The organism is Enterobacter sp. BNK-8, assembly GCF_048685095.1.
GTDB classification, from domain to species: domain Bacteria; phylum Pseudomonadota; class Gammaproteobacteria; order Enterobacterales; family Enterobacteriaceae; genus Enterobacter; species Enterobacter quasiroggenkampii.
On the sequence record NZ_JBLQTN010000001.1, the window covers coordinates 1643879 to 1662422 of the forward strand.

Genomic DNA, 18544 nt, shown 5'->3' on the forward strand with positions numbered 1-18544 from the left:
TTATTTTAAAGGTGACGGTGTCACGCCTTGTGGGATCGGACACACGTACGGTTTTTCTTCTATTTGTTGTTCGAACTCTTCACGGCATTTTTTCAGCAGCGCGGCGTCCTGCAGCAGATTGAGCGCGGTCGCGCCCATCACTTTCCCGGCCAGCAGCATGCCTTTGTGGGCAATAGAGGTTCGCCCCTGAGATACCAGTTGCCAGGTATGCAGCGGCGTGCCGACGGTAAAGCAGGGGCTGAAGCACTGGGCGACCGGCATTTTCCAGCTGACGTCACCCACGTCGGTTGAACCTGCCAGCACGTTGTCGGTGACGGCATAAGGCGCGACTTCATCCACCAGCAGCGTCGCCTGATGACGACGGGCAAAGGCTTTACCTGCTTCGCCACCCGTGGCGGCAATATTTTTCAGGCTGTTTTGCAAATCGTTGGGCGTCAGCGTGGCGCGGATCTCGCGGGCAAACTCTCGCTCCTCGTTGGTCCACTCCGGCGTGCCGTAGTGCTGCAGGGCGCGATACATCGCCGCCTCAAGCGTGCGGTTCGGCAGGTAGCTGGAGCAGGCTTTATCAAAGCGGCATTCGACGGTGGTTTCGGTCATCATCGCCGCGCCCTGGGCAATTTTCTCGATGCGCTCGTAGATCTGCTGCGCATCCGCCATCTCCGGGGCGCGGATCAGGTACAGCACCTCGGCCTGCGCCTGCACCACGTTGGGTGAAATCCCGCCGGTATCGGTAATGGCGTAATGGACGCGCGCTTTCTCGATAATGTGTTCGTTAAGGAAGTTGGTGCCGGTGGTCATCAGCGTCACGGCGTCCAGTGCGCTGCGTCCCAGGTGAGGGGAGTTGGCCGCGTGCGCCGCCACGCCGTGAAAACGCCAGGCGGCCTGAATATTCGCCAGCGTGCTGACGTTAAACATCCCGGCAAAGGCTTCCGGGTGCCAGGTGACGGCGGCATCGACGTCATCAAACAGCCCTTCGCGCACCATAAAGGTTTTCCCGGAGCCGCCTTCTTCACCGGGACAGCCGTAAAAACGCACCGTTCCGCTGCCGCCGTGCTGCTCCAGCCAGCTTTTCACCGCCACCGCGCCCGCAAGCGCCGCGGTGCCTAAGAGGTTATGTCCGCAGCCGTGGCCGTTAGCCCCCGGCGTGGCGGTTTGCGCGGTCGCGCAGTGTGCCTGCTGGCTTAACCCGGCCAGCGCGTCGTACTCGCCCAGCAGGGCGATAACCGGTTTTCCGCTGCCGAAGCTGGCGATAAAGGCATTTGGAATACCGCCTGCCTCGCGGGTCAGCGTGAAGCCTTCGGCTTCCAGCTCGCTGGCCAGCCGTTCGGCGGACCAGAACTCTTCAAAGCGGGTTTCGGGGCGATCCCAGATCGCGTCGGCAATATCGGTTAACGTCCGACATCGCGTATCGATCGCATCGGCAATAAAAGCGTAGTTCTCCTGCATTACACACCTCGCGTCCACGGGAAATTCAGCGCAGTTCGCGCCAGCGTTTCGATGGCGACAGGCATCACCTGCTCATCGAAGTCGAATTTTTCGTTGTGATGTCCGGCGCTCAAATCCGTGCCAAACACCATATAGGACGCCATGCCGCCGTTCTGCTGCACGCGGGCCATCATCAGCGTGGCGTCTTCGGATCCGGCCGGGGCTTTCACCTTATCGATGGCGTGAACAACCCCGGAAACCTGGCTCGCCTGTTCGCGCAGATAATCAACCCAGGCCGGCGTCGGCGCGCTGGAGGTGGCGGCCCCCATCAGGCGCATCTCCGCGCTCACGCCGTAGAGCGCCGCTGCGCCGGTAATCACCGCCTGCGCGCGTTCAAAGACATACTGATTAATCGCTTCGCTTTCACCGCGGGTTTCAACCTTAATCAGCGCATTCGCGGGCACCACGTTGCGTCCGCTGCCCGCCTGCATCACGCCGACGTTTACCCGGGATGCGCCGTCGCTGTGCGGGGCGATGCTGTGCAGGGCGAGGGCGGCCTGCGCGGCGGCGAGCAGAGCGTTACGACCGTCCTCCGGCTTACCGCCCGCGTGTGCGGCCACGCCGGTGAAGCTCACGTCGAACTTGGTGGTGGCCATAAAGTTATCGCTGCCGCAGATTACCGTACCGGCAGGGACGCCGGTACCAATATGGATAGCCGTGAAATAGTCCACGTCATCCAGCGCCCCGGCGGCAACCATGGCGCGCGCGCCGCGCGTTCCTTCTTCGGCAGGCTGGAAGATCAGCTTGATGGTGCCGTTCAGCCGGGCTTCATTCTGCTTAAGCACCTGTGCCAGCCCCAGACCAATGGTGGTGTGGCCGTCGTGTGCGCAGGCGTGCATCATTCCCGGATTGCAGGAGGCAAACCCGTCGCGGAACGGGCGATGGCTGTTGTCGAGCGCTTCGCTTAAATCAAGGGCGTCCATGTCCACGCGAAACGCCAGGGTTGGGCCAGGGCGTCCGGTATTCAGGGTGGCAACAATGCCGGTAAAGCCGCCTTCAAACGGCGCCAGCCATTTCTCAGGCGCGCCTTGCTTGCGCGCGCGGGCAAATTCTCGCGCCAGGGTCGCGTCATCGGGCAGCCCCATCCGGCTTTCGGCATCGACGACGTCGCGCCCCATCGCCAGCGCGTAACCCAGCGAGTCCAGGGTCTCCGCGACTTTCGCGGCGGTACGAAACTCTACCCAGCCGGATTCCGCAAAATGGTGAAAATCGCGACGCCACGCGCTCAGTTGCGGGGTTAACGTCTGGATGTAGTGCGCCAGTGTGTCCATATCTGTTCCTGTCATCATTAAAATATGTGAACTGCTTCACGCTGTGATAGTTTTTACTTATCACTAACCGATTTTTCACAGTTTTAACCGTTCAGGAATTACCCTCGCACATCCCTTTCCAGTAAAGTAGATGACAGTTTCTTTACTCTGATAAACAACGGTTATCGGTCGGGCTATGTCATTTCAGGTTAAATTCCATCATCTCCGGGCGTTTGTTGAAGTTGCTCGTCAGGGCAGCATTCGCGGTGCCAGCAGGACGCTGAATCTTTCCCAGCCGGCGTTGACCAAATCCATCAAAGAGCTGGAGGAGGGCATGGCGGCGCAGCTTTTCGTGCGCAGGAGTAAGGGCGTCGCGTTGACTGAATGCGGCGAGGGCTTTTACCAGCGCGCCCGGCTAATTCTGGAAGAGCTGCGCGCGGCGCAGGATGATATTCGTCAGCGGCAGGGGGAACAGGCCGGGCAGATCAACATCGGGATGGGGGCCAGCGTTTCGCGCAGCCTGATGCCCGCCGTCATCACCCGCTTTCATGCCCAACATCCGCAGGTCAAAGTGCGGATAATGGAAGGACAGCTGGTGTCGATGATTAACGAATTACGGCAGGGCGAACTGGACTTCACCATCAACACCTATTATCAGGGACCTTACGACCAGGAATTTACGTTTGAAAAACTCTTCGAGAAGCCGTTTGCGGTATTTTGTCGCGAAGGGCATCCGGCAACAGGGGCAACGTCGATTAATGAACTTCTGCATTATAACTGGACAATGCCGACGCCGCGGGGAAGTTATTATAAGCAGTTAGAAGAGGTATTTAGGCATCGCTCGCAAATACCGCGAATTGGTGTGGTCTGCGAAACCTTTTCCTCCTGTATTAGCCTGGTTGCGCAAAGTGATTTTCTAAGCATATTGCCGCAGGAGCTAGGGTGTGACCCGCTGCTGGCGCACCGCCTGGTCATGCTGCCGGTTGTCGAATCGCTTCCAAAAGCAGCATATTATTTAATTCAGCGCCGCGATTCACGTCAGACGCCCCTGGCTGAATCATTAATTACACAGTTCAGACGGGAAGCGAGAAAAATAATCGTGGCGTGAAAGTGAGATAATAAAAAAACAGGATCTGCCCGACATCAGACAGATCCTCCAGTACACACAGCAGTGCGTCCTTTCGCCAATCCTGAGTATTATATCCATGAAGCAGGTATATTTAGGTATAACACCTTTCCCGCAAAATGAAAGGATATTGAGTGTTTGATTTTACGAAAATTTAACACAAATCACTTATTTCATCTTTGCTGAAATTTTACTTAAGTCATATTTAACTTTATTTTATAAATACTATATATATTCATCAGGTTAATATTTGTTGCGCACGACGGCCTGTAACGGTGATTGAGGCCTGTCTCGGGCGCAGGTATAGTACCGTCCTCAGTTGTAGCCGGAGGATATCCATGAACCCTGACGACAAATCCTTTTTTCTTGACGCCATGGAAGATGTCCAGCCGCTGAAGCGTGGCCCGGATATTCACTGGCAGCCCAGCCGCAATACGCGGACGCGCCAGGAGGTGGATAGTGAACAGCTGGATAACTTCCTGACGCTGGATTTTCTTGACCTTCTTCCCCTGGAAGAACCGCTGGCGTTCCAGCGCGAAGGGGTGCAGCAGGGCGTTATCGATAAGCTGCGCTCGGGTAAATATGCCCGCCAGGCCAGCTTAAACCTCCTGCGCCAGCCCGCCGAACGCTGCCGTCAGATGCTCTATTCTTTTATCTGCCAGGCCAGACGTGACGGGTTACGTAACCTGATTATCATTCACGGGAAAGGGCGGGAGCAGAACTCACATCCTAATGTGGTGCGCAGCTATCTGGCGCGCTGGTTAACCGAGTTCGAGGATGTACAGGCCTTCTGCGTGGCGCTGCCGCATCACGGCGGCAGCGGGGCATGCTACGTTTCACTGCGTAAATCCGATGAAGCAAAACAGGAGAACTGGGAGCGGCACGCCAAGCGCAGCCGCTAGCGGGCGATATTCTCGCCCGCCTGAAACTCAGAAGGTTTCCCAGTTGTTGTCGGTGGCGGCGTTTGCGGTTGCCGGGCGCAACAGCTGAGGCGTCTTCACGCTGGCCGGACGTGGAGCTACTGCTTTTTCTTTGCCGTTCAGACGAAACGCGGCCACCGCCTGGCGCAGCTGTTCGGACTGATCTTCCAGCGCCGCTGCCGCCGTGGCGGACTCCTGCACCAGCGCGGCGTTTTGCTGCGTCACGCTGTCCATCTGCGAAACGGCCAGGCTCACCTGCTCAATGCCGCGGCTCTGCTCGTCAGAGGCAGAGGAAATCTCGCCCATGATATCGGTCACGCGGGTAACGGCGGCGACGATTTCCTTCATGGTGGTGCCTGCCTCGCTAACCTGTTCAGAACCGGTATTCACCCGGCTGACGGAGTTCTCGATAAGCCCTTTGATCTCTTTCGCCGCCTGCGCGCTGCGGCTCGCCAGCGTACGGACCTCGCCCGCGACAACCGCAAAGCCACGCCCCTGTTCCCCGGCGCGTGCCGCTTCCACCGCGGCGTTAAGCGCCAGAATGTTCGTCTGGAACGCGATGCTGTCGATCACGCTGGTAATATGCGCAATTTGCTGCGAACTGTCGGCGATTTCGTTCATGGTGCGAACCACGTTATCCACGACGTGACCGCCGCGCGCGGCCGTTTCAGAGGCGTTTTTCGCCAGCAGCGTGGCCTGACGGGCGTTATCGGAGTTCTGTTTAACCGTCGCGGTCAGCTCTTCCATGCTGGCGGCGGTCTCTTCGAGCGAGGCGGCCTGCTGCTCGGTGCGGGCGGAAAGATCGTTACTTCCTGCGGCAATTTCGCCTGCGCCGGTGTAGATGGAATCGGTGCTTCCGCGCACGGCGCTGACGGTGGTTACCAGCGACTGCTGCATCTCATGCAGACCCGCTGCCAGTTGACCCATCTCATTGCGGCCCGAGATAGCGATATCCTGCGTCAGGTCGCCCCCTGCAATGGCGCGAATATGGTTCATAATGGAGTGGAGTGGTTTTAACAGCAGGTGCTGTAAACCCTGCCAGATGACCACCAGAACCGCGATAACGGCCAGCAGAATTGCCGCCAGCGTCCACTGCATCTGCGTAAAGCTGCTCTGGTTCTCTTCGGTTGCGGCCTTCAGCAGGGTGTTGTTTTCGGCGCGCCAGCGGTTATAGACCGCTTCCATATCGTCCTGCGCCTGCTGCGCGTCCAGATCGCCATAGGCCTGATAGTTATCGGCGCGCAGATACTCAATCGATAAACGCATGACTTCGTGCATCTGGTTCCAGGATTTCTGCATCTCGTCGGTCAATGCCGCCTCCTGGCCCTTAACCTGCGGCAGTTTCTGCCACTCTTTGTTATAGGCTTCGGCTTTTGCCAGCGAGTCGCTTGCGGTGCCCAGCAGTTTATTGATCGCCGCAAGGGAAGCCGGGTCACGCTGGTTTTTCAGGTAGCGGATCGCCACGCGGGTGACGGTGACGCGCGTTTTCACCAGCGTGTTCACGCTGTCGCTCAGGCTTTCCTGCTGGGCGTTGAGCACGCCGGAGTTCTGGAAGTTATGGCGATCGTTGCTGACGGCAGAGTAGAACAACCCTCCCGTGACAACTTGCAGCAGACAGAATATGGTGAGGGCAAAGATAATACCGGTAATCACGTGCAGATTTTTCAGCATAGCGGTCGTCCGTTAGAGAAGATGCAGGGTTACTTCATTACTATCGTCGTAGAGAATGTAAACTTTAATTAACTCGCGCTTAACTAAAGGCTCCCAGAGGGAACCTGTTGTAAATCCGGATCATTTTTATGAGGAAGGCCAACATGAGCAGCATTGATAAAAGCGGGACGTACGCGCTTGGGACGCGGACGGTGAAACGACTGGGCTACGGCGCGATGCAGCTGGCCGGGCCGGGCGTCTTTGGGCCGCCGAAGGATAAGCAGGCCGCGCTGGAGGTGTTACGCGAGGCCGTGGCGGCGGGGGTGAACCACATTGATACCAGTGATTTTTATGGCCCTCATGTCACCAACCAGCTGATCCGCGAGGCGCTTCATCCTTATCGGGACGATCTGACGATCGTCACCAAGATTGGTGCCCGTCGCAACGACAAAGGCGCCTGGCTGCCGGCCTTTTCCGCACAGGAGCTGACGCAGGCGGTGCATGACAACCTGCGTAATCTGCAGCTGGACGTGCTGGACGTGGTGAACCTGCGGATCATGTTCAGCGCGCACGGGCCAGCGGAAGGGTCGATTGCTGAACCGCTCTCCACCCTGGCAGAATTACAGCAGCAGGGGCTGGTGCGGCATATTGGCCTGAGCAACGTCACGGCCACCCAGGTCGCGGAAGCGCAGAAGATGGTGCCGGTGGTGTGCGTGCAGAACATGTACAACATTGTGAACCGGGGTGATGATGCGCTGGTGGATCTGCTCGCGCAGCAGGGGATCGCGTATGTGCCGTTCTTCCCACTGGGCGGCTTTACGCCGCTGCAATCGTCCGGGCTGAAGGCTGTGGCGGATTCTCTGGGCGTCACGGCAATGCAGGTTGCGCTGGCATGGCTGCTGCAGCGTTCCCCGAATATCCTGCTGATCCCGGGCACCTCTTCCGTGGCGCATCTGCGGCAAAACCTCGCGGCGGGGGAACTGCAGCTGCCGCCTGACGCGCTGGAAACATTGAATACGCTGATGGACTGATCGTCACAGGCGCAAAGCCCGACATGCACTTCCGGGCTTTGCGCGTTTTAAATCTTCTGACACTTCAACGCGTTTGGGTTCGCTTCCGGAAATGACCTTGATCCCTGGCCATAATCCGTAATACTGTATTTATATACAGTATCTGGCGAGAAAGGCATTATGGACACTCTCTTTTCTTATCATCCAAACCAATCTATTGAATTACCGTTGTTTGCAGAGCGTGTAGCCTGTGGTTTCCCCAGTCCGGCTCAGGATTATGTGGAGGATCGTCTCGATCTTAACCGGCTGGCAGTAAGACATCCCAGTGCGACCTATTTTATCAAGGTGAGTGGAGACTCCATGATTGGCGCGGGGATTGGCGACGGCGATCTGCTGGTAGTTGATCGCTCGTTAAATGCCGAACATGGGGATATCGTCGTGGCGTCGGTCGCCGGTGAGTTTACGGTGAAGGAGCTACAGACGCGCCCGGCTCTGAGACTTCTGCCGCATAATGTCCGCTATCAGCCGATTACCTTTCATTCCGAAGAGGAACTGCAGATCTTCGGCGTCGTCACCCACACGCTTAAAACGCATAAACATGTTCGCGCTGGTTGATGTGAACAGCTTCTATGCCTCCTGCGAGAAGGTATTCCGCCCCGATCTGGAGGGGAAGCCCATCGTGGTGGTGTCCAACAACGACGGCTGCATTATTTCACTGTCGCGGGAGGCAAAGCAGTTCGGCATAAAAATGGGTGAGCCCTATTTTAAATTCAAAGAAAAACGGTTTCCGGAACGGGTTTACGTCTTCAGTTCAAACTATGCGTTGTATGCCGACCTCAGCAGTCGGGTGATGCAGACGCTGACCGATCTCGCTCCGGCCATAGAAATTTACTCGATCGACGAGGCGTTCGTGAACGTTTCAGGGATCGGTAACTGCCTTGCACTGGAAGCGTTCGGACACCAGATGCGCACGCAGGTCTTTAAAAATACGGGCTTAACCGTTGGCGTCGGCATTGCCCCGACAAAAACGCTGGCGAAGCTGGCCAACTATGCGGCGAAACGCTGGGTCAGTACCGGCGGCGTGGTCGATCTGTCGGGCCGGGAGCGGCAGCGTAAACTGCTGGCAAAGGTTCCGGTAGAGGAGGTATGGGGCGTAGGGCGGCGCATCACGAAAAAACTGAATGCGATGGGGATTACCACGGCGCTGGAGCTGGCGGAGGCCTCCTCGTGGGTCATTCGCAAACATTTTAACGTGGTGCTGGAGCGTACGGCGCGCGAGCTTCGCGGCGAGCCCTGTCTTGACCTGGAAGAGTACACCCCCACGAAGCAGCAAATCATCTGTAGCCGTTCGTTTGGTCATCGCATTACGCAATATGAAGAGATGCACCAGGCGATTTGCGCCTACGCGGAACGCGCCGCAGAGAAACTGCGCGGCGAGCATCAATACTGTCGTTTTATCAGCGTGTTTGTGCGCACCAGCCCGCATGCAGACAACGAAATTTATTACGGTAATCAGGCTTCGGTCACCCTGATGACGCCCACCAATGACTCGCGGGATATCATCCGTGCCGCCACGGAGGCGCTGGGGCGGATATGGCTCGACGGGTATCGCTATATGAAGGCCGGTGTCATGCTGGCGGACTTTTTCAGCAGCGGTGTCGCTCAGCTTAATCTGTTTGACGACAATCGCCTGCGCGCCAATAGCGCGGCGCTGATGGAGATGATCGACAGCGTAAATCACTCCGGCAAAGGGAAGATATGGTTCGCCGGGCAGGGGATTGAGAAACCGTGGGCGATGAAGCGGGAAATGTTGTCACCGGCCTATACGACGCGATACGCGGATTTACCGGTGGCGAGGTAAAAGGCGGTTATTTTGTGGCGTTGTGGGTCGCGATCTCAGGCAGTAATTGCTCAATCACGCTGACGACTTGTCATCAACGATCGGCGCGTTATACTCACGCGTTAAAATAAATGTATTGTGGGGCAGGGATATGCACGAAAGTCTAAAAATGATATCAGTCGCTCTGCCCCTCATTGCGCTTCTCATTCTGTTAAGCTTTTTGGTCAGACGCATTCGCCAGGCAAAACGTATCATTTCAGACCGTAACGGGATGAAAAAGATATCTGCCAATCCCTCAATATTTGGCGGAAATGCAGGTAAAACCTGGTTTTATGATGACCAGTTTTTATATGAAGTTAAAAACAACGCCACCCGTAAAATTGCGCTGGCTAACATCATTAAAATCAGACCGGGGAATACAGAGATAAACAGCAGACGGGTCTGGATTGTTATTTACCGTGATGGTGCAAATGAAAAGCAGGTGCAGTTTTATAACAATCTTACCCTCTGGAATCATAACTTCACGGCTTTTCTGGCAGCGGTAAAACGTGCCAATCCTGACGCTGTCGTTAAAGAACGCGCAATCCTCAATCTATGAAAAAGAGCCGCAGACGGTTTGCGGACGCTGCTCCTGTGCAGCGCCCATAGCATCAGGGTTAAGGGCTTACTCAACCGTTAATGCATCGACAACCTCGGCCACGCTTTTCACGCTTCGGATATTCCCAATCCCCGTGCCGAGCGCGATATAGCCTTCATCGGTGTTATCTTCCAGCATGCCCAGGCGCAGGCCCCGTAATCCGCCCATCGCCTTGCCCAGCGCTTCGTTGCTTGCGCCCGCTTTATCCATCGCCGCCAGTTTTTCCGCCAGCTTGCCGGGAAGAGAACGATAGTAGTGGGGGACGGTGCGGAAAAGCAGCAGGTCCAGGCCGTTGGCGGCAACAATTTTCTCTTTGACCCCCTGCGGCACGCGGCTTTCTTCGGTACTGATAAATACGGAACCGGCAAACACGCCTTCCGCCCCCAATGCATGCGCCGCTCTGGCGGTGCGATTATCGGTAATACCGCCCGCGGCCATCACCGGGACGTGCTTCACGGCGTCGGCAATCAGCGGCACGATGGAAAAGGTCCCCAGCGCCGTCGCGGGTAGCGTCCCACCCTCGTCAAAACCGGTGGCGACGATGATGTCTGCCCCCATCTCTTCAGCCAGAAGGGTGTTTTCCGGCGTGGGATTGATGTCGCGGTAGATAATGGCAATGCCCGCCTCTTTTAACTCACTAAACAGCGCGGGAATAATGCTGCCTTCCCCGTAGCCCGTGTACACCACGGCCCTGACGCCTTCTTCTTTTACCACCTTAAGAATTGGCCCGGTCCAGACGTCATTAACGGCGGTGGGGATCAGGTTGACGCCGAAGGGTTTTTCGGTCAGCCGTTTGGTTTTACGAATTTCTTCCCGCATTTTTTCGGCGGTTGCTTCCGGCGTGGAGACCGCGGTATCGGCGGTTAACCCTGCGTTGGGACCCAGCACGCCGAGTCCTCCGGCATTGCTGACCGCGGCCACTAAACGGGCATCAGTAAGCCAGGATAACGGTCCCTGAATAACGGGCTTTTCGATACCCAGGATCTGACAGATACGGTTATTTTTCATAGCAGACTCTCCCTTACGTTTGAATGAGGGAGAGTGTAGAGAGTAAGATTGTTAGGAAAAATAGCCAGAAAGATTCATCACTGTTATAAAATCAATAACAATCATTTTCTCCCGCTCGCGGCAAGACATCCCTTATGCAAATAAACCTCTTTGAATCTATTCGGATTTTTATTGAAATTGTCGACTCGGGGAGCCTTACCCAGGCGGCAGAGAATCTGCAGGTCCATCGACCGGCAGTGACCAAAGCGCTGCAGCTTCTGGAACAACACAGCGGCACGCGGCTCCTGCAGCGCACAACGCGTCGGATTAGCCTGACGCCGGATGGGGAAGCGTTTTATCGCCGCAGTAAACCCCTGCTGGCGCAGGCGGATGAATTACTGGAGTCGTTTGGTTCGGACCGTGCAATACACGGCCAGTTGCGAGTCGATATGCCTGTCTCTTTTGCAACGCTGCGGGTGATACCCAATCTGCCTGATTTTTATCGTCAGCATCCCGAGATCGAGATCATTCTGAGCAGCTCTGACCGCCGTCGGGATATGCTGCGGGACGGCCTGGACTGCGTGCTGCGGGTGGGCGAGCTGGACGATGGCGATTATATCGCGCGTAAAGTCGGGAACATTAAAATCACGACCTGTGCCAGCCCGGCCTGGCTGGCAAAACACGGTACGCCAGAAACGCTGGAGGATTTACGAAAGCATCAGGCCATCAACTGGATTAACAACAGCAGCAGGCACATTCAGCCGTGGACGTTTACCACGCCAGAGGGCGTCGCGGAGATCGCGCTACCCGGTAAGCTGGTGGTGGATAACTCCGAGGCCTACATCGCGGCAGGCCTGGCCGGGCTAGGGGTAATGCAGGGGATGAATCTCTTTCTCCAGCCTTACATTGACCGCGGCCTGCTGGTTGAGGTCTTGCCAGCCTATCGCTCGCCGGACCGCAAACTGTCACTGCTCTACCCACACCGCCATCTCTCCCGCAAGGTGCGGGTATTTACCGAGTGGCTGGAGAGTCTGGTGTGAAAGCGGCCAGCTCATGGCATAGCGCACCAATCTGCTCCACGGCATTGAGCAGGCGGGGCGTCGGTTCGTTTGCGCAGTTTAGCCGCAGAAAGTGCGTGAGTTCTGCGCCAGGAGAAAACAGGGGACCGGGGCTGACGCCAATACCCCGCGCCAGCGCGCGACGATGCACCTCCAGCGCGTTGACCTGCGGAGGAAGTTCGACCCACAACAGAAAGCCAGCTGCGGGGACGTTTACGCGGGTGCCGGGGAAAACTGGCCCCGACCTGCGCCACGACGGCGTCTATTCCCTCTGCGATCCGCCGCTTTAGCCGCCGCAGGTGACGGTCGTAGTCGCCGCTTGCCAGCATCTCGCTCGTCGCGGCTTCCAGCAGCGGCGCACCTGCCCACTCTCCGGCCATGCGGGCCTGCAAGACCTGCGTGTAATAGCGTCCGGCGGCAATCCAGCCGATTCGCCACCCCGGCGCAAGCGTTTTTGACAGGGAGCTGCAGTAAATCACATTCCCGCTCTGGTCGAAGGCTTTGCAGGCCGGAGGACGTTGCCCGTCACCGACCAGGTCACCGTAAACGTCGTCCTCAATCAGAGGAATACCGGCCTCTTCAAGCAGAGCAACCAGTTCCTGCTTGCGCGCGACGGGCATGCTGGCACCCAATGGGTTTTGCACGGTGGGCGAGGCCAGAACGGCCGCAGGACGGTGGCAGCGGATGGCGTCAGCCAGCGGTTCCAGTAACAGGCCTTCAGCAGGATCGGTGGGGATTTCTAAGGCCTTCAGGCCTAAATCCTCCAGCAGCAGGAGCGTGCCGAAGTAGGCGGGCTGCTCAATCGCCACCACATCACCTGGCTGACACACGGCCCGCAGGGCCAGGCGCAGCGCCTGCGTCGCGCCCGCGGTGATAATAAGATCGTCCGCGCCGAAACGGGCTCCCCACTGCGCAGCGCGCGCGGCAATCTTACTTCGCAAGTCTGCTCTTCCAGGAGGCAGGCTGTAGCTCTGCCCATGCGCGTCCAGACGACGGCCCGCGGAGTGCAACGCCCGCTGCAGCGCTTCCCCGGGCAGCCACGCGGGATCGGGCAGGGCGGCGCCCAGCGGGACCAGACGGGTTTCTGCACTGCTGAACAGCGACCGGGCCACGGCGGACAGGGTGACGGGGACCGGGCCAGCCGGGGAACGCGCGGGCTCCGCACGCTGAGGCTGGCTGATCTGGCGAATGTAGTAACCCGAACGCGGACGCGCAACGATCAGCCCCTCGGCCTCAAGGCAGCGAAGGGCCTCCAGCGCCGTCGGAAGGCTAACGTGCTCGCGTTCGGCCAGTTTTCGCGCGGAGATCATCCGGTCACCGACTCGCAATGCGCCTGAAGAGAGCGTGAGGCGTAGACTCTCAGCAATCCGGCGATAGTGTGGTGAGGAGGTGGACGGGGCAGACATGGGTATCTGTTCAGGCTAATTTTCGATAAAACTGACTATACAGCCAATGATGCGCGCCATCTATAGTGTCCGGCATGTTCAGGACAAGGAGGCATTATGCACAGCGATAATTTCGACATTTCCTCGTATTTCAAACGCATAAACTACACCGGACCGGCGGCGGCCGACACGTCCACCCTGCATGCGCTGATGCGTCATCAGCTCTTTTCCGTTCCCTTTGAAAATCTGGACGTGCAGGCGGGTAAAATTGTCTCGCTGGCGCCAGACGACATTGCCGATAAGGTGTTAAAGAAAGGGCGCGGCGGCTACTGCTATGAGGTGAACGGGCTTTTCGCCATGGCGCTGGAAGCGTTAGGGATACCTTACCGTTTTGTGGCGGCGCGTCCGATGTTCTACCCTGCACGGCGGCCAAAAACCCATATGGCGTTAATCGCTGAAGTGGAGAGCAGGCAGTGGCTTTGCGATCTCGGGTTCGGCAGCTACGGCATCCGCGCGCCAATGGCGCTGGACACGCTTGACGTGGATATCCCCCAGGATTTCGACACGTTTCGCCTGAGCCGCAGCACAGAGGGTGAGTATCTGCTCGAGGCGAAGGTGGAAGGCGAATGGGCCCGACAATACGGCTTCGATCTCACGCCTCAGGAGTGGATTGATTTCGTCCCGGCCAACTACCTGAACTCCACGCACCCGGATGCGATCTTTGTGCAGAAGCGGGTGGTGGTGCAGCACAGCCCGGAAGGACGCCAGATTTTACTGGGCGATATGCTGAAAACCATCACGGCGAACGGCACTGAAACGCGGCAGCTGGCGGAGGATGAAATCCGCCATGTCCTGACAGACCGTTTTGCGCTCACCGCCGCGTAATCGGAGAAAAATGGAGACTCAGCCCGGCCCGTCGGCTGTGGCTTTGCGCTGAGCCCCCCACTGTAACAGCAGGCTAAACGACGCGGGTAACACGGTCAGCGTCACCAGCGTCGCAGCCAGCAGCCCGCCGATGATGGCATAGGCCATTGGGCCCCAGAAGACCTGGTGAGAGATGGGGATCATCCCCAGAATGGCGGCACAGGCAGTCAGACAGATGGGTCTGGCCCTGTGCTCCGCGGCCGCCATAATCGCGGCATCATTTGCCATCCCCTGAGCAAGATTGCTGTCAACCTCGCTAATCAATATTACCGCGTTACGCACGATCATCCCCGCCAGGGCGATGACGCCCAGCAGCGCGACAAACCCCATCGGCGTTCCGCCAGGCAGCATAGCCAGCACGATCCCCGGTAAACCAAACGGGGCCATCAGGAGCGCCAGCAGCATCCGGGAATATCGCCGCAGCTGAAGCATCAGCAGCAACAGCATGATGACCAGCGTTACCGGAAGAACGGTAAATACGGAGCTGTTCCCCTTATTCGATTCGGCAACCGCGCCGCCTTCTTCAATGCTGTAACCTGCGGGCAGGTTCGCGCGCAGTTTATCCACCGTCGGACGCAGCGCGGCGGATACCTCTTCAGCCCTCAGCCCCGGGGCGAGGTCGGTTTGCACCGTGATAAAGGGCACACGCTGCCGACGCCAGATGACCGGATCGTCCACGCCCCAAACCGGCGTTGCGACGGCGCTGAGCGGAATTTTTTTACCGTCATTCCCCTGAATCGTGAGTGAGGAGAGGGTGGCGGTGCTCTGGCGCGCGCTGTCCTTGGCCCTGAGCACCACGTCGACAAGGCGGTCATTATCTCTGATGGACGTGACAACGCTGCCGGACCAGACGGTATTCAGCGTGCGGGCGAGGCTTTCTGACGATATTCCCGCCGCTCTGGCCGCCGTCTGATTTACCTCAAGGGTAATGACTCTCTCCGGCTCTCCGGCCGTCTGGTTAACGTCGCGTGAGAACGGGGAGCGGCCAATCGCGTCCGTGAGACGGTTCGCAAACGCCCGGACCTGCAGATAATCCGGCCCGCTCACCCGGTATTTGATGGGCCAGCCGACGGGAGGCCCCAGCTCAAGGGGCGACACGCGCGTGATGATGTCGCTAAATTGCGTCGCCAGGATCGTGTTGAGCTGTGCGTGCAGACGATCCCGCGCCGCAAGATCCTTCGCGACCACAACCATCTGGGCGATATTTTCATTTTCCAGCAGCACGTCCATCGGCAGGTAAAAACGGATGGCGCCTGAGCCAACGTACGTCGAAAAGCGAACGATATTGCTGTTGTCGGCCAGCGCTTTTTCCAGCTTTTCCACCTCTCTGAGCGTTTCCGGCTGCGACGCGTTGGCCGGAAGCGTCAGGCTGACCAGCAACTCGGGCCGGTCCGAGGCGGGGAAAAACTCGCCCTGCATAAACGTCGTGCCGTACGCTGACAGCCCCAGCGCGGCAAGCGCAATCAGTACGGTAGCGAGCCGGTGGCGGAGCGCCAGGCGTAAAAGCCGTCCATACCCGCGCGCGATCCTTCCCGGTCCTGCCGCGTGATGTCTGACTTTTTCCGGCAGCAGCCACGTGCCCGTTAGCGGCGAAAACAGGATCGCGACGGCCCAGGAGCAGAGCAGGGCGATGAGCACCACCGCAAACAGGGAGAAGCAGTATTCACCGGCGCTGGAGGCCGCAAAACCAACGGGAATAAAGCCGGCAATCATGACCAGAGTACCGGTGAGCATCGGGAAGGCCGTCGTTTTGAATGCATAGGTGGCCGCGTGTCGACGGGAATCCCCGGCTTCCAGCCGGGAGACCATCGTTTCGACGGCGATCATGGCGTCATCCACCAGCAGGCCCAGGGCAATGATCAGCGCCCCGAGCGAGATACGCTGAAGGCCAATACCGGCGAGCATCATGCCGACAAACGTCATGGCAAGCACCAGCGGAATGGCCGTCGCCACCACCAGTCCGGCCCGCAAACCCAGCGAGACAAATGAAACCGCCAGCACGATAACAACGGCTTCGATAAGTACCCGGATAAATCCGCTTACCGCGTCACTGACCACCGCTGACTGATCGGCGACTTTCACCATCTCGATACCGTGCGGCAGCCCGGCGCTGAGGGTCGCCATTTTTGCGTTCAGCGCAGCACCGAAACGCAGCATGTTGCCTGTCGGCGCCATCGACACCGCCAGACCGATAGCCGGTTTGCCGTTCACCCGGTAGGCCGGGGCCGGTGGCTCAGCGATTTCCCGAGTGACGGTGGCAATGTCGGTCAGCGGAATATAGCGATTGTTAACGTGCAGCGTGACGGCGCGTAAACTCTCTTCGGTGGTGAGCGCCCCGCTGACTTTTATCGCCATGTTCTCCTGCCCGGTACGCATCGTTCCTGCCGGGACAACGGCGTTTTGCGCCCGGAGGGCGTCGGCAACGTCCTGAATATCCAGCCCCATACCGGCCAGGCGCGCCGGAGAAAAGGCGAGAACCCACTGCTCCTGCTGTTCGCCCAGCAGGGTGGTTTTACCCATATCCGGCAGAGACATGAGCTCGCGCCGTATTGTCTCTGCGCGATCCCGCACCTCCCGCAGCGTAAAACCTTCGGGAATAAAGGCGTAAATTGTGCCGAACGTGTCGTCAAACTCGTCATCCACGGCAGGACCCTGCACCCCTTCGGGCAGGGACGGCGCGATGTCCTGCATTTTTTTGCGAACCTGATACCAGATATCGGGCACGCTTTGCGGGGGCGTATCATCACGGAGGTTGACGTGGATAACGGTGCGTCCGGCACGGGTTTCACTTTCGAGATAGTCCAGCCAGGGCGTTTCCTGCAGCTTTTTTTCAAGCGTATCGGTCAGCAGGCGGGTGGTATCCGTCACGGAGGCTCCCGACCACTGTGCGGAGACGACGGCCGTTTTAATGGTGAATGCCGGATCTTCATTACGCGGCAGCTTTTCATAGCAGAACACGCCCATCGCAATTACCAGCAGCATGAAAAAGCTGACCATCTGCTGGTTCTTCAGCGCCCAGGCGGAGAGGTTAAATTTGGTTTCCGATTCTGTGTTCATGGCTGAACCTCTCCGGCCATCACCGGCTCGCCGGATCGTAATGTGCTCACGCCCGCCGTAATCACCCGATCGCCTGGCTCAAGGCCGGAGGCAATTATGACGGAGGAGGCCGTATAGCCGACGGGCACCACCACGCGCAGTTGCGCCTGCGAACGCGGGGTAATGACGAAAACGGCCGGTTTGTCGCCGACGCGGGTCAGCGCCGACGCGGGAAGCGCGTACCCGTGCGGGGCGTCGGAGGGCAACGTCACGGTGACGCTGGCGCCCAGCGCCATGGCCTCCGGCGGGTTTTGCAGGGTAGCTCTGACGCGCCACGTGCGGGTCTGAGGATCGGCCTGCGGGGTGATATCCCGCAGTACGGCAGACGCCTGCACCGACGGGTCGCTGAGGAGGGAAACCTGCAAAACCGCTTTATCCAGAGTCGGGATCGCATCGGGCGCGGCAATGTCAAACGCCACGTCGCGGGCTTCCCCGGTCGCCAGCGTCAGCACGGACTGACCGTCACTGACAACCTGGTCCGCAGAGGCGCTCACGGCTGTGATGACGCCCGCTTGTGGGGCGATCAGGCGCGTCCAGCCGAGACTTTCGCGGGCATTTCGCCATGCGGCCTCGCTGCTTTTTAAGCGCGCGCGAGCGACAAGCCAGTCAGCCCGGGCGCTGTCGAGCTGCGTGCGGGCTATCGCGCCTGTTGGCATAAGCTTTTGCATGCGACTGACGTTAAGCGCGGCGACCTGGGCTGAGGCTTTGGCGCCTTCATAGTCGGCCGCGGCGCTGTCGAGCTGGTTTTGCCCGGTCGTATTATCAAGCGTGGCCAGCAGCTGTCCGGCAGTGACCCGGTCGCCAATATCAACGCTACGCGTCAGTATCCGGCCTCCGGTGCGAAAGCTCAGGGTCGTTTCATCGTGGGCATGGATCTCACCGGTTCTTTCCAGCGCGGGAAGGGAGTGGGCGGTGCCAACGACGACGTAGCGTACCTTACGCACTGGGTCAGGTTTGTTTTCGTGTTTATCACCGCAGCCGGTCAGCGGAAAAATCGCCAGCGCAAGCAGGGCCAGGGGAAGAAAATGCAGCCAGGAAAGGGTGCGCGCCACGCCGTACAAATGATGCAGGCAGTGGCGGAGGGAGAGAAAAAATTCGTCTGACATAACGCCGCTCCATAAAGGGAATGGCGTTATTAAATGCGCGCTACGTCGAGAAAGATTCGATGTTCTGTCA

Annotated in this window: 14 protein-coding genes and 1 pseudogene; 8 read left to right on the forward strand and 7 right to left on the reverse strand. The window is 58.5% G+C overall.

Annotated elements, in window-relative coordinates; all coding sequences use genetic code 11:
- Positions 1-1446, reverse strand: coding sequence for a M20 family metallopeptidase (locus tag ACMGGU_RS07945; RefSeq protein ID WP_252077265.1), 1446 nt, complete (start codon positions 1444-1446; stop codon positions 1-3).
- A complete protein-coding gene (locus ACMGGU_RS07950; protein WP_262805532.1) occupies positions 1446-2756 on the reverse strand; it encodes a M20 family metallo-hydrolase in 1311 nt (436 codons plus the stop codon). The genes ACMGGU_RS07945 and ACMGGU_RS07950 overlap by 1 nt, the downstream gene beginning before the upstream one ends.
- A gap of 175 nt (positions 2757-2931) precedes the next feature.
- Between ACMGGU_RS07950 and ACMGGU_RS07955 the strand changes: the two genes are divergently transcribed.
- Positions 2932-3843, forward strand: coding sequence for a LysR family transcriptional regulator (locus ACMGGU_RS07955; protein WP_196346209.1), 912 nt, complete (start codon positions 2932-2934; stop codon positions 3841-3843).
- 356 nt (positions 3844-4199) lie between these two features.
- Positions 4200-4763 carry a DNA endonuclease SmrA gene (gene smrA / locus ACMGGU_RS07960; RefSeq protein ID WP_045910355.1) on the forward strand — a complete coding sequence of 188 codons (564 nt, stop codon included), beginning with the start codon at positions 4200-4202 and terminating at the stop codon, positions 4761-4763.
- Positions 4764-4790: 27 nt separating this feature from the next.
- Here the strand turns inward: smrA and tcp are convergent, their stop codons facing one another.
- Positions 4791-6452 carry a methyl-accepting chemotaxis citrate transducer gene (gene tcp, locus ACMGGU_RS07965; protein WP_045910356.1) on the reverse strand — a complete coding sequence of 554 codons (1662 nt, stop codon included), beginning with the start codon at positions 6450-6452 and terminating at the stop codon, positions 4791-4793.
- Positions 6453-6595: 143 nt separating this feature from the next.
- On the opposite strand from tcp, the gene ACMGGU_RS07970 reads away from it, so the two are divergent.
- From ACMGGU_RS07970 to ACMGGU_RS07985, 4 genes are all read left to right on the forward strand, one after another.
- A complete protein-coding gene (locus ACMGGU_RS07970; protein ID WP_196346210.1) occupies positions 6596-7462 on the forward strand; it encodes an aldo/keto reductase family oxidoreductase in 867 nt (288 codons plus the stop codon).
- Between the two features lie 159 nt (positions 7463-7621).
- Complete coding sequence (umuD, locus tag ACMGGU_RS07975; RefSeq protein WP_104948725.1) at positions 7622-8056, forward strand: translesion error-prone DNA polymerase V autoproteolytic subunit; 435 nt, start codon at positions 7622-7624, stop codon at positions 8054-8056.
- The gene (gene umuC / locus ACMGGU_RS07980) at positions 8040-9302 is read left to right on the forward strand and encodes a translesion error-prone DNA polymerase V subunit UmuC (protein WP_252077263.1); all 1263 of its coding nucleotides are present in this window, start codon (positions 8040-8042) and stop codon (positions 9300-9302) included. Before umuD ends, umuC begins: the two co-directional genes overlap by 17 nt.
- A 130-nt stretch (positions 9303-9432) precedes the next feature.
- Positions 9433-9879, forward strand: coding sequence for a hypothetical protein (locus ACMGGU_RS07985; RefSeq protein WP_048030703.1), 447 nt, complete (start codon positions 9433-9435; stop codon positions 9877-9879).
- Positions 9880-9945: 66 nt separating this feature from the next.
- On the opposite strand, the gene ACMGGU_RS07990 is transcribed toward ACMGGU_RS07985, so the two are convergent.
- The gene (locus ACMGGU_RS07990) at positions 9946-10926 is read right to left on the reverse strand and encodes an NAD(P)H-dependent flavin oxidoreductase (RefSeq protein WP_395299155.1); all 981 of its coding nucleotides are present in this window, start codon (positions 10924-10926) and stop codon (positions 9946-9948) included.
- A 134-nt stretch (positions 10927-11060) separates the two neighbouring features.
- Here ACMGGU_RS07990 and ACMGGU_RS07995 point away from each other — a divergent pair, with 134 nt between their 5' ends.
- Positions 11061-11945, forward strand: coding sequence for a LysR family transcriptional regulator (locus ACMGGU_RS07995; protein WP_252077261.1), 885 nt, complete (start codon positions 11061-11063; stop codon positions 11943-11945).
- On the opposite strand, the pseudogene ACMGGU_RS08000 reads toward ACMGGU_RS07995, so the two are convergent.
- Positions 11917-13369: pseudogene (locus ACMGGU_RS08000) on the reverse strand (PLP-dependent aminotransferase family protein). The gene ACMGGU_RS07995 and the pseudogene ACMGGU_RS08000 sit on opposite strands and share 29 nt — an antisense overlap.
- Positions 13370-13465: 96 nt before the next feature.
- Here ACMGGU_RS08000 and ACMGGU_RS08005 point away from each other — a divergent pair.
- Entirely contained in the window at positions 13466-14233 is a 768-nt protein-coding gene (locus ACMGGU_RS08005; RefSeq protein ID WP_262777465.1) for an arylamine N-acetyltransferase family protein, read from the forward strand.
- 18 nt (positions 14234-14251) lie between these two features.
- Here the strand turns inward: ACMGGU_RS08005 and ACMGGU_RS08010 are convergent, their stop codons facing one another.
- Together ACMGGU_RS08010 and ACMGGU_RS08015 are read right to left on the reverse strand one after the other, a co-directional pair.
- Positions 14252-17329, reverse strand: a complete 3078-nt coding sequence (locus ACMGGU_RS08010) for an efflux RND transporter permease subunit (RefSeq protein ID WP_420300385.1) — start codon at positions 17327-17329, stop codon at positions 14252-14254.
- Positions 17326-18474: an efflux RND transporter periplasmic adaptor subunit gene (locus ACMGGU_RS08015; RefSeq protein WP_395299159.1), complete on the reverse strand. Its 1149-nt coding sequence runs from the start codon at positions 18472-18474 to the stop codon at positions 17326-17328. The genes ACMGGU_RS08010 and ACMGGU_RS08015 overlap by 4 nt, the downstream gene beginning before the upstream one ends.
- Positions 18475-18544: the final 70 nt, after the last annotated feature.